The organism is Rhodococcus sp. H29-C3 (assembly GCF_030063405.1).
In the GTDB taxonomy this organism is placed as follows: Bacteria; Actinomycetota; Actinomycetes; order Mycobacteriales; family Mycobacteriaceae; genus Rhodococcoides.
The window spans coordinates 57,892-69,351 of sequence record NZ_JASITC010000014.1; the positions used below are offsets into that span (position 1 = coordinate 57,892).

An 11,460-nucleotide genomic window follows, 5' to 3' on the forward strand; every position below is an offset into this window, starting at 1 on the left:
CCCAGATGTGGGGGGCGTTGACCTTGGAGGCATCAGTGATTGCCCGGTTCGCGAAACACGCCGGGAGGCAGAGGTCGGTCCTCATTGACTGATGCCTCAAGCACCCAACACGCTACTTCTTCTACCAACCCTGCGTCTCGACTAGCATCACATGAGGCCCGCAGATCCTGGCATGTCTCATGAGACATGCGGATTCTGGAGAACACAGCGAAGGCCGGCACCGCCGTGCCATCGACAAAGCCCACCGCGCCACCGGACAAGCCATCCAAGCAACCAATGCCGCGAAAGACGCACGCATCCGCGCCGACGCCGCAGCCGCTGTCACCACCCGCGCCCGCTACAGCCCCGTAACCGTCGCGAACCGTATCGACACGCTCAGCGCCGAGCAGCGAAAAGATCAGCGACTCCTCGACGGTCATGAGCGAACACTGTTCATACAGAACGGAATCCGGAACACCGAGAAAACCACCCCGGCACAAGGAGCGCACCGCGAGAAGATCACGCAACGGATGACCGAACGCGCCGACCAGGTCGCCTACTGGGAGAAGACCCGCACCGAGCAGATCGCCGACGGCACCGCCGTCGACTACGGACCCGACACCATCACCAAAGGCGACGCGGTCGCCTGGCGCGGCACCTGGTACCCAGTCAAGCACGTGAACAAAAAAACCGTCACGATCCCCTCCATCGTCGGCGGAAGCTGGACCGACACCATGCCCTACACCGAGATCACCGGACACAAAAAAGCTGCCGACCTCGTCGGCACCAACAACACCGAGCAGGCAGCGGTGGGGGAGTAGCAGCGGGCGGTGCCGCTCCGGACGCGGGGCGGCACCGCCAGGCCACCTGCGGCGTCCGCCGAGCGGAATTATCGCTTGGCCGACACAGCGTTTCGGTGTGGCTGGACCAGCAGGTCGAGCACGTTGCCGTCCTGGTCGACCGCCCGCCACAGATAATGTTGGCGGCCATTGATTCGGATGTACACCTCGTCGAGGTGCCACTTGTCGCCGGGCCGGGACCGCCGTCGACGCAACTGGTTGGCGTAGGCCTGCCCGAACTTGGCGCACCACCGCCGGATCGTCTCGTAACTGACCACGACACCGCGTTCGAGCATGAGTTCCTCGACGTCGCGGAAGCTGAGCGGGAACCGGAAGTACAACCACACGCAGTGGTTGATAATCTCGACCGGGTAGCGGTGGCCTTTGTACGACGGCATCGAGGTGCTCACCTCGCCGATTCTCCCAGTTTGCCGCGTTCAACAACGTGACAGTGCCCGCGCCACACCCGTGCGACGGTGCCGTATCCGATGCCGAGGTGATCGGCGAGCAAACGCGAGCTCCAGTGCGTAACACCGTACTTCTTCGGAGGGGGTGTCAACGTCACCGAAATCAGCTTGTCACGGTCGAGGGTGCGGGGCCTACCGGAGCGGTCTTCGTCGAACAGCCCGTCCACGCCGGATTCTTCGTATCGGGCACGCCAGTTGATCACCGTCTGCCGTGAGATCGAGAACCGGCGTGCGATTTCCGCATGCGCGACACCATCGGCGGCGAGCAGAACGATCCGCGCTCGCTGCACCAACCCCGCTTTCGCCGTCGTCGACCGGACCCACTTCTCGAGCTGGTCACGGTCGGTGTCGGGGATCAACAACGGAGCTGCGCGCATAGCCAATTCAATCAAACAAAACCGCCCATCTACTTCAGGCGCGCGGCACTAGGGGTTCAACGACACCGCATTCGACAAAATTAGCGCAAAAGCACTCTGACGCAAAATCTCTCGCGGTAATGGTGGGCCGTACCGTGTGCCGATTCGAATGCTGATCAGTATGCGACGGTGCACCGACATTCCTGGCCCCTCGCCGCTCTGCCCAACAGCAGTCAGAAAACCCTGAGGTCGCGGTACTGCCATAGTTCGAGGTGCGGGATGACAACCGATGCAACGGTCCCGAACAATCATCCTGTCGCACGTGATCTTGGCCGGAACGGTGCGATAAGCGACTCTGATCGCACGAACACGATCAGTCTCTTCGGGCGCGCATGCGCCGGGTGGTACCCGAGCCTGGAGTGTGCCAAAGAAACGTTCAGTACCCGCTGTGCTGGATCTTTTGCGAACAATCCGCTCGTGGATCAGCGCGAGCTGAAGGCACAACCTCTCTTTCGACCTTCTAACGAATCAGGGAATATGACGTTCAAGCGGATAGCAGTAGTCAACCGAGGCGAGGCGGCAGTACGCCTGATCAGGGCCGTCAACGAACTCAACGCCGAGTACGGCTACGGCATCCGGACGGTCGCACTCCACACCGAAGCCGAGCGACGAGCCATGTTCGTGCGGCAGGCCGACGAAGCCGTCACCCTGCGTAAGCCCGAGGTCGGATCCGCCTACCTCGACCACGCAGAACTCGAACGCGCTCTCCTCGAGTCCCGCGCTGACGCCGTGTGGGTCGGCTGGGGCTTCGTCGCCGAGGACCCCGCATTCGCCGATGTCGTCGCGAAGCTGGGCATTACCTTCATCGGCCCGTCGGCAAGCGCAATGCGCCTGCTCGGCGACAAGGTCGAAGCGAAACTGCTCGCCGAAAAGGTTGGCGTTCCAGTCGCACCCTGGAGCGGAGGGCCCGTCGAAACGCGCGCCGACGCACGTCGCCACGCGCAGGCCATCGGCTACCCACTCATCATCAAGGCTCGCAGCGGTGGCGGCGGCCGCGGGATCCGCAAGGTATTCCACGAAGACGAGCTCGAACTCGCACTCGAACGAACTCAGGGTGAAGCCGAACGCTCCTTCGGCGATCCGGTCGTGTTCATCGAACGGCTCGTCACCGATGCCCGTCACGTCGAAGTTCAGGTCATCGCCGACAACCACGGCAATGTCTGGGCGCCGGGGGTACGCGACTGCTCGATTCAACGCCGCAACCAGAAGGTCATCGAGGAATCCAGCTCGCCCCTTCTGACCCAGGAGCAGGCCGACCACCTACGCGCAGTGTCCGCCGAGCTCGTACTCGCAGCCGGCTACACCGGAGCGGGAACCGTCGAATACCTGTATCAGCCCGAGCAGAAAATCTTCACCTTCCTCGAGGTCAACACTCGCCTTCAGGTCGAACACCCCATCACGGAGTTCACCACTGGCATCGACCTGGTGAAACTGCAGATTCTCGTCGCCGACGGAGATCGTCTGGACGGCGACTGCCCTGCCGAATTCGGTCACGCCGTCGAAGCCCGACTGAACGCCGAGGACGCCGACAACGGCTTCGCGCCCGCCCCCGGAACAGTCGCACTGCTCAAATTTCCCCTCGGAACCGGCATTCGCGTCGACACCGGCATCGCACAGGGCGATGTCATCCCACCCGATTACGACTCGATGGTCGCCAAGGTCATCGCCTGGGGCCGCGACCGCAGCGAAGCTTTGGCCCGGTTGCGCAACGCGTTGCGCGAGACCACCGTCGTCATCGACGGCGGCACCACCACAAAGTCGTTCCTGCTCAGCTTGCTCGACCAAGAGGAAGTCATCTCGGCCTCGGCCGATACCGGCTGGCTCGACCGCACCGATGCGGGCACCGCGACCGGGCCGACGGCGTTTGCCGACATCGCGATCATCGCGGCCGCTATCGACGCCTACGACGCCGAGGAGGCCCGTGAGCGTGCCGGGTTCCTCGCCTCGGCGCGCGGTGGACGTCCGCGGGCGAGCCACACCATCGGCCGTACCGTCGAATTGAGCTACCAGGGCCAGGCCTACAAGGTCGGGGTCGGTCAGATCGGACCCCACCGCTACCAGGTCGACGGAGACAGCGGAGACCTGCAGGTCGATGTCGAACGGCTGGGGCAGTACGAAAGCCGCCTCGTCCTCGGCGGCCGCCGCTACCAGGTCGTCACCGTCGCTGGGGCCGCCCACTTCCTCGTCGAGGTCGACGGAATCAGTCACCAGATCAGCCAGGACGAAGCCGGCCTGGTCCGCGCCCCGGCACCCGCCGTCGTCGTCGCCGTCCCCGTTGCTGTCGGCGACGAGGTCGAAGCCGGGCAGACACTCGTCGTACTGGAATCGATGAAGATGGAAACCACGGTGCGCTCGCCGTACGCGGGCAGGGTCCGTGAGGTCCTCGCATCGGTCAACGGCCAGGTGGACTCGGGAGCGGCACTGCTGCGTGTCGATCAGGCAAGCGAGCAGAAAGCCTTGACGCAGACCGCTCGCGTCACCTTCCGCACCGCCCCGGGCCCGGAAGGTGAGTCGGCCAGCTGCCAGGCACTCTCGCGTCTGAGCGAAATGTCCGCTCTCATCACCGGATTCGATGTCAGCGCAACGCGTGCGCGGGCATTGCTCTCCGGCTACGAGAGACTGCGCAGCGCCGTTCCACGTGATGATCGCGACGTCCTCGCCGCAGAGTTGGCACTGCTCAACACTTTCGCCGATATCTGCGAACTCTCACGCAACCGTCCGACCATGGACGAAGAGCACACCGACGAGCGCGTCCACTCCCCTCGTGAGCATTTCCATTCGTTCCTGCACTCGCTCGACGTCGACATCCAGGGACTTCCGGACTCGTTCCGCGGCAAACTTTCTCGCGCCCTTGCGCACTACGACGCCGATGACCTCGAACGTGGATCCGAGTTGGAGGAGGCCGTATACCGCGTCTTCCTCGCGCTACAGCGTATCGAGAATCAAGTTCCGGTCATCGCGTCCCTGCTCGATCAGTGGCTCACCGGCGAGGCATCACAGCCCGAATCGGCATCCGCTGTCGGTGAGGTGCTCGAGCGTCTGATCGTGGCCACCCAGGCGCGCTACCCGGTCATCGGCGACGTCGCGCGCAACCTGCGCTTCCGGTTGTTCGACGCACCTCAGATCGCTCGCGCCCGCGACCAGGTCTACGACGGGGTGCGCGGCAGTCTGCAGTACCTCGCCGAGAACCCGGACGCCACCGACTACTCGGCACGGATCGACGCGCTTGTCTCCACCCCCGAGCCGCTGATCGATCTGCTTGCCTCTCGCATCTCCGAACCCGGCGCACTGCTCGAAGTGATCACCCGGCAGTACTACGAAATCCGTACCCTCGAGGACGTCAAAGCGTTCGACCGCGAAGGCAAGCACTTCGTGACCGGCAACTTCGACCTCGCCGGTGAGCGTCTGCAGTTGGTTTCCACAGCAACCACATTCGCCGAGCTTTCCGCTGCACTCGATGCGATCGACGATATCGCCGGTCCGGCTCCCGAGCACCTCGCGGTCGATCTCTACCTTGCCTGGCCCGATGCCCCGGCCGACGGCGACGAGATCTCGTCGACCATTCACGCGGTCCTGTCGGAACACCCACGCACCCGCGGTTGGCGTCGCGTGACCATAACCGTCTGCGGGACCGAAGTTCGAAAAGTGACGTTCCGCCGTACCGCCACCGAAGGCAACAGCACCGCCGAGGGACATGGGCCGCTGGTCGAGGATCTGATCATCCGCGACATGCACCCACTCACAGGTCAACGTCTCGATCTGTGGCGACTGAAGAACTTCAACGGCAAGCGGCTACCCGCAACCGCCGGAACCTACCTGTTTCACCTCGAGGCCAAGGAGAACCCCTCCGACGAGCGCCTCATGGCACTCGCCGAGATCCGCGGCGTCACAACGCAGCTCGACGACAACGGCAACGTCGTCGCGGTCCCCGAGATCGAACGTACCGTCGCTGCCTGCCTCGACGGCATCCGCCGCACCCAGGCCCAGCGCGGAAAGAAGCGCCTCGACGCCAACCGCGTCACGCTCTACGTGTGGCCGGTGCTGGACGTACCGGAGGACCGCCTCGCGGCCATCGCGCGGCACATCGCACCATCGACCATCGGTGCCGGCCTCGAAGAGATCACGATGATCGCCAGGGTCAAGGACGGCGTCGGGTCTGCTCCTCGCGACGTTGCGATTCGTTTCTCGTACCGATCCGGCACCGGCGTCGTTGCCAAGGTCACGGGCAGACCGACCGAACCGATGCGTCCGATCGACGAGTACACCCAGAAGGTCCAGCGTTCGCAAGCCCGCGGAACCATGTACCCCTACGAGCTGATCCCGATGCTCACCGGCACTCGTGGATCGTTCACCGAGTACGACTTCGACGACTCCGGCGTGCTCGCCCCCGTCGAGCGTCCGTACGGGCGCAACACCGCCGGAATCATCGCAGGCCTGGTGACGACGCCGACCGAGCGGTACCCGGAGGGAGTCACCCGCGTCGCACTCTTCGGTGACCCCACCAAGGCACTCGGCACCGTCGCCGAAGCCGAATGCTCCCGCATCGTCGCGGCAATCGATCTGGCCGAAAAGCTCAGCGCGCCCGTCGAATGGTTCGCGCTGTCCTCCGGTGCGACCATCTCGATGAGTACCGGCACCGAGAACATGGACTGGGTCTCACGCGGACTACGCCGCATCATCACCTTCACCCAGGGCGGCGGCGAGATCAACATCATCGTCGCAGGCATCAACGTCGGCGCACAGCCGTACTGGAACGCCGAAGCCACGATGCTGGCGCACACGAAGGGCATCCTCGTGATGACCCCCGACAGCGCAATGGTGTTGACCGGCAAACAGTCACTCGACTACTCCGGTGGCGTCTCCGCCGAGGACAACTTCGGTATCGGCGGCTACGACCGCGTCATGGGACCGAACGGTCAGGCCCAGTACTGGGCGCCGAACCTGCGCGCCGCAGTCGACGTGCTGTTCGGTCACTACGACCACGCCTACACCGCACCCGGTGAGCGGTTCCCGCGTCGCGCGGACACCGTCGACCCGACCGACCGCGACGTGCGTAGCTACCCGCACGTGCACCCGTCCAGCGACTTCACCACCGTCGGCGACATCTTCTCCAAGGTCACCAACCCGGATCGCAAGAAGCCGTTCGACATTCGCACCGTGATGCGCGCCGTGGTGGACCAGGATCACTCGGTGCTCGAGCGTTGGGCCGACATGGCCGACGCCGATACCTCGGTGGTGTTCGACGCGCACCTCGCCGGGATCCCGGTTTCCGTCATCGGCATCGAGTCGCGCGCCATCCCGCGTAAGGGCTGGTTCCCCTCGGATGGACCCGACCAGTGGACGTCGGGAACGTTGTTCCCGAGCTCGTCGAAAAAGACAGCCCGAGCCATCAACGCGGCCAGCGGCTCTCGCCCGATCGTCGTACTCGCCAACCTCTCCGGATTCGACGGTTCACCGGAGTCGCTGCGCAACATCCAGCTCGAGTACGGCGCCGAGATCGGCCGTGCGATCGTCAACTTCGACGGCCCGGTGGTGTTCTGTGTCGTCTCCCGCTACCACGGAGGCGCATTCGTCGTGTTCTCCGGTGCGCTCAACGACAACATGGAGGTGCTCGCGGTCGAGGGATCGTTCGCCTCGGTGCTCGGCGGCGCACCCGCTGCTGCCGTCGTGTTCACCCGCGACGTCAACGCCCGCACCGCTGCGGATCCGATCGTCAAGGATCTCGAAGCCAAGCTGACCGCAGCCGAGACCGACGCGGACCGCGCACACCTGCGCGTCGAGCTGGCATCGGCGAAGGCCGACGTGCGCAACGCGAAGCTGGGCGAGGTGGCCCAAGAGTTCGAGGCCATCCACAACATCCAGCGCGCCCAGCACGTCGGATCGGTGCACCACATCGTGCCGGCAGCCGAACTGCGACCGCAGCTCATCGCCGCCGTCGAACGTGGAATGGCTCGTAGTTCACGTGTAACCGAGGAAGCGAATGAATGCTGAATCGATACCCTTCGAGTCGGACAGCGTCGGGAACTACTCCCGGCGTGATGCAGCGGTGAGATGACCTCATGTCGAAATTGTCGTCTTCGAATCAATTTCGATTGTCGGGTGCTTGGAATTTTCGGGACGTCGGTGGGGCCCGCACAGAGGACGGGCGCGCCGTTCGGAGCGGGGTTCTCTTCAGGTCGTCGGAACTGTCACGGTTAAACGAACGAGGCCGCACCGAAATCAGACGGCTTGGAGTAACGACGGTATTCGATCTCCGTGGCGAAGCTGAAATAGCGCGTAGCGGGGCCGATCGACTTCCCGGCGGAGTTCACCTACGCAATACCCCCTACAGGAACCACCGGAGCGCGAGCGCCCCGCACGAGGGTGGTGCTTCGCGCGGCGAGGACGACCAGATCGGCTCCATGTTGCGCACGTACTCTTCGTATTCGTCACTCGAGGGTGCATACACCGCAATCCGCGAAATCGTCACGGCACTGGCAGCCGGCGAAGGTCCGATCCTTGTGCATTGCGCCGCAGGTAAGGATCGCGCAGGATGGTCGGTAGCCACCGTCCTGCGCGCTGTAGGAGTGTCTGATGCGGATATTGTGGCCGACTTTTTACGAAGCAACTCTGGCATTGAGCCATTGCGCAGACACATGCAAGCAGTGTGGTCGACGCAGGGAAACGAGAACCCGATCGAACCGTCCGACGCCATGCTCGGGGTGAGAGAACAGTATTACCGCCGCGGTCTGGAAACCGTCGATCAGGTGCACGGGTCGTTCGAGGGCTACCTGCACGCGATCGGCATTGGCGATGCCGTCCTGGCAGATCTCAGGGGTGCGTTGCTGACCGACTGGTCGAATCATTTCAGTTGACACTCCGGCGGCACCGCACAGCTTCGCTCCATTCACGTGCAGTTACTCCATCTAGATACTGTTGTCCCCACGAACTAATTGGGGAGCACCATGGAGTTCAGGCACCTGACGGCATTTCTCACCATCGCCGAGGAATTGCATTTCGGACGGGCTGCGGCTCGGCTTCATATGACTCAACCGTCTCTCAGTGCCCAACTGCAGAAACTAGAGAAGTCGCTGGACGTGATGTTGGTGGCGCGGAACTCACACGAGGTCAAGCTGACGTCGGCGGGCAAAGAATTCGAAGCGCAGGCACGGTTGATCGTTCAACAAATGGACAAGGCCTCGCGAATTGCGAAATCGACGGCCGCTGGGCGATCGGGATCGCTCAATGTTGGCTACAACTTCCCCGCCAGCAGACACGTGCTGCCGTACGCACTGGCGAAGATGAGCAAGGACCATCCGGACTTGGTGGTCTCACTGTGGGAAAAAAGGACCGGTCCACAGATCTCGGCGCTGGCAGACGGAGTCCTCGACATCGCTCTGGTCTATGGTCATCCGCACACGGCCGAGTTCCGACACCGTCGAGTCCTGCACCGAGTCCCCCTTGTCGCGGTAGTGGGCAAAGGTCATGAGTGGGCAGGCCGGCCCGGCATTCCGTTCGCCGAACTGGCCAACCAGTCGTGCGTGTTGTTCGAACGCGAGCAGTGCCCGGCGATGTACGACTCGATCCTGTCGGCGGCGGCGGACAACAAGATCGCGTTGAACATCGCTCAGACCGCAGACGATCCGGGAGCGACGGCACACGTCGTCTCGGTCAAACCGCTTGTCGGTTTCGCGTCCCTTCCCCGCGCCACGTCCGTAGGAATGGGAGCGGTAGGGGCGAACTCGGTCGCAGTGAAGTTGTTCGACCCGGTTCCCGTCATCGACTTGTACGTCGTCTGGCGCGCCGGCGAGGTGAATCCAGCTGTCGAGTCGTTCCTGGAATGCATCGAGCCTCCAGACAACCTAAAACGTCCGCCGGATGTGCAACTCGCAGTGTGACGTCTTCAATAGAAATATCCATTGGCGCGCAAGTCTTTTCGACATTGCCGCACGCGAAGTAGCAGTGTTGAATCGATATACATGAATCAACAGTCGTTCTCCGGGCCCGGCGTCGAGTTGGGTGAGAATTCGGGCCTCGCCTCCATCGTGTTCGACGCTGCGGACCGGACGCCGGGTCGGCCGTCCCTCCGTGGCAACGGGCAACCCGAATCGCTGACGTGCTTGGAGGTAGCGCAGCGGGTTCGCAATGTCGCCTCGGCCCTCGTGGAGGCCGGGATGGAGGTGGGCGAACGCGTCGCTGTGCTCGGTCGCACGAGCCTGGACTGGGTCGTTCTCGATCTGGCCGTGCTGGCTGTCGGCGGTGTACTGGTCCCGGTATATCCGACATCTTCCCACGAACAGATCCGCCACATCGTCACCGATTCCGGATCCACCTACTTCGCCGCCGAAAACGATTCGGACGCTGAGCGACTGCGCAGCGCCGGCGCGGCAACGGTGTGGTCGTTCGAGACGGTGTCACAGTGGTCACATTCGCGTGGACGTACCGGCTGTGATGAACGCATCGCCGCAGTCCATCGTGACGATGTAGCGATGATCGTGTACACCAGTGGAACCACCGGGCCGGCCAAAGGCTGCATGCTGAGCCACCGCAACATGTTTGCGGCTGCAGCCAACACTGTCGTTCGGACCGGAGAGATGTTCGGCGGCGCAGGAAACCGCCAGGCGGTTACGGCGCTGGGGCTCCCACTGGCCCACGTGTTCGGACAGACCATTCTCTACGCAACGCTGTACGGCGGCAGCGAGACTCATCTGCTGCCGGGCATTCCCGACACGGTCGCGGCACTGCCGCAGATCAAGCCGACGTTCCTCGCTCTTGTTCCATACGCCCTCGAGAAGATTCGCAAGGCTGCCCGTCCACACCTCGCTGCCGGTGCGGAAGAAGCGGCGGTGTCCGACGGATTGTCGCTGCTCAGGTCCGGCGAACAAGCTTCGGTCGCTGTTCCGTCTCGGCCCGTGCTCGATATGCTGGGCGGACGGTTGCACTCCGTGATTTCCGGGGGCGCGTCACTGGACGACTCCACTGCCGGGTTCTACGCAGGATTCGGCGTCGACATCCTCAATTGTTACGGCATGACCGAATCGGCCACGGCGGTCACCGTGAACGAGCCGAAGAGCAATCGAATAGGAACTGTCGGACGGCCGATCCCGGGGACCACGGTAGCCATCGCCCCCGACGGCGAAATCCTGGTGCGCGGCTCGAACGTCACGCGGGGGTACTGGGGTGCCGCAGCGGATCGTTCACCGGTCGACGCCGACGGCTGGCTCTATACCGGAGACATCGGAGAGCTGGACGACGGGTACCTTCGGATCACGGGGCGCAAGAAGGAGATTTTGGTCACCTCGGGAGGGAAGAACGTGGCACCCACGCCACTGGAAGACCGAATTCGGTTGCATCCGTTGGTGAGCAACGCCGTCGTGATCGGCGACGGGCGTGCGTTTGTGGCCGCGTTGATCACCCTCGACCCGGCGGCGACCGGCCTCGATGACGCCCTGGTACGCACAGAGCTGCAAGCGGCCGTCGACGACGCGAACTCGCTGGTCTCCCGTGCTGAGTCGATTCGTGAATTTCGTGCTTTGCCAGTCGATTTTACAGTCGATTCAGGATTGCTGACGTCGTCACTCAAGTTGAAGCGCGCCGCCATCGAGGCAGCGTTCGTCACCGAGATCGCCGACATCTACGACATGGCCTCGCCGCAAACACTTCGATAACAAATCCGGAGATCCCAGGTCGGCTATAGGGCAGACCGATCGCCCGATGCCGAACCATTTTTCGGACGCGCATCGAGCCTCGGAGGCAGAAACACTGAGATTCGACAGGACG

General features: G+C 63.4%; 6 protein-coding genes and 1 pseudogene. 5 read left to right on the forward strand and 2 right to left on the reverse strand.

The window, feature by feature from the left end; all coding sequences use genetic code 11:
• Positions 1-179 precede the first annotated feature (179 nt).
• Entirely contained in the window at positions 180-800 is a 621-nt protein-coding gene (locus QMK32_RS21450; protein ID WP_283477350.1) for a DUF3560 domain-containing protein, read from the forward strand.
• A 71-nt stretch (positions 801-871) separates the two neighbouring features.
• Here QMK32_RS21450 and QMK32_RS21455 read toward each other — a convergent pair.
• Positions 872-1,216 (reverse strand): annotated as a pseudogene (locus QMK32_RS21455) (IS6 family transposase); the annotation flags it as partial.
• A gap of 8 nt (positions 1,217-1,224) precedes the next feature.
• Positions 1,225-1,662 carry a helix-turn-helix domain-containing protein gene (locus QMK32_RS21460; protein WP_283477351.1) on the reverse strand — a complete coding sequence of 146 codons (438 nt, stop codon included), beginning with the start codon at positions 1,660-1,662 and terminating at the stop codon, positions 1,225-1,227.
• Positions 1,663-2,178: 516 nt separating this feature from the next.
• On the opposite strand from QMK32_RS21460, the gene QMK32_RS21465 reads away from it, so the two are divergent.
• The 4 genes from QMK32_RS21465 to QMK32_RS21480 all read left to right on the forward strand — a co-directional run bounded on the left by QMK32_RS21465 (position 2,179) and on the right by QMK32_RS21480 (position 11,348).
• Positions 2,179-7,692, forward strand: coding sequence for an ATP-binding protein (locus tag QMK32_RS21465; protein ID WP_283477353.1), 5,514 nt, complete (start codon positions 2,179-2,181; stop codon positions 7,690-7,692).
• 68 nt (positions 7,693-7,760) lie between these two features.
• Positions 7,761-8,555 carry a tyrosine-protein phosphatase gene (locus QMK32_RS21470; RefSeq protein ID WP_283477355.1) on the forward strand — a complete coding sequence of 265 codons (795 nt, stop codon included), beginning with the start codon at positions 7,761-7,763 and terminating at the stop codon, positions 8,553-8,555.
• 90 nt (positions 8,556-8,645) lie between these two features.
• Positions 8,646-9,578, forward strand: coding sequence for a LysR family transcriptional regulator (locus QMK32_RS21475; RefSeq protein WP_283477356.1), 933 nt, complete (start codon positions 8,646-8,648; stop codon positions 9,576-9,578).
• Between the two features lie 81 nt (positions 9,579-9,659).
• Entirely contained in the window at positions 9,660-11,348 is a 1,689-nt protein-coding gene (locus QMK32_RS21480) for an AMP-dependent synthetase/ligase (protein WP_283477357.1), read from the forward strand.
• The last annotated feature ends 112 nt before the right edge of the window (positions 11,349-11,460 follow it).

Coding starts and splice junctions, on each gene's coding strand:
- QMK32_RS21465 (WP_283477353.1), top strand. CDS start 2,179: ATGACGTTCAAGCGGATAGCAGTAGTCAACCGAGGCGAGGCGGCAGTA.
- QMK32_RS21475 (WP_283477356.1), top strand. CDS start 8,646: ATGGAGTTCAGGCACCTGACGGCATTTCTCACCATCGCCGAGGAATTG.
- QMK32_RS21470 (WP_283477355.1), top strand. CDS start 7,761: ATGTCGAAATTGTCGTCTTCGAATCAATTTCGATTGTCGGGTGCTTGG.
- QMK32_RS21460 (WP_283477351.1), bottom strand. CDS start 1,662: ATGCGCGCAGCTCCGTTGTTGATCCCCGACACCGACCGTGACCAGCTC.
- QMK32_RS21480 (WP_283477357.1), top strand. CDS start 9,660: ATGAATCAACAGTCGTTCTCCGGGCCCGGCGTCGAGTTGGGTGAGAAT.
- QMK32_RS21450 (WP_283477350.1), top strand. CDS start 180: ATGAGACATGCGGATTCTGGAGAACACAGCGAAGGCCGGCACCGCCGT.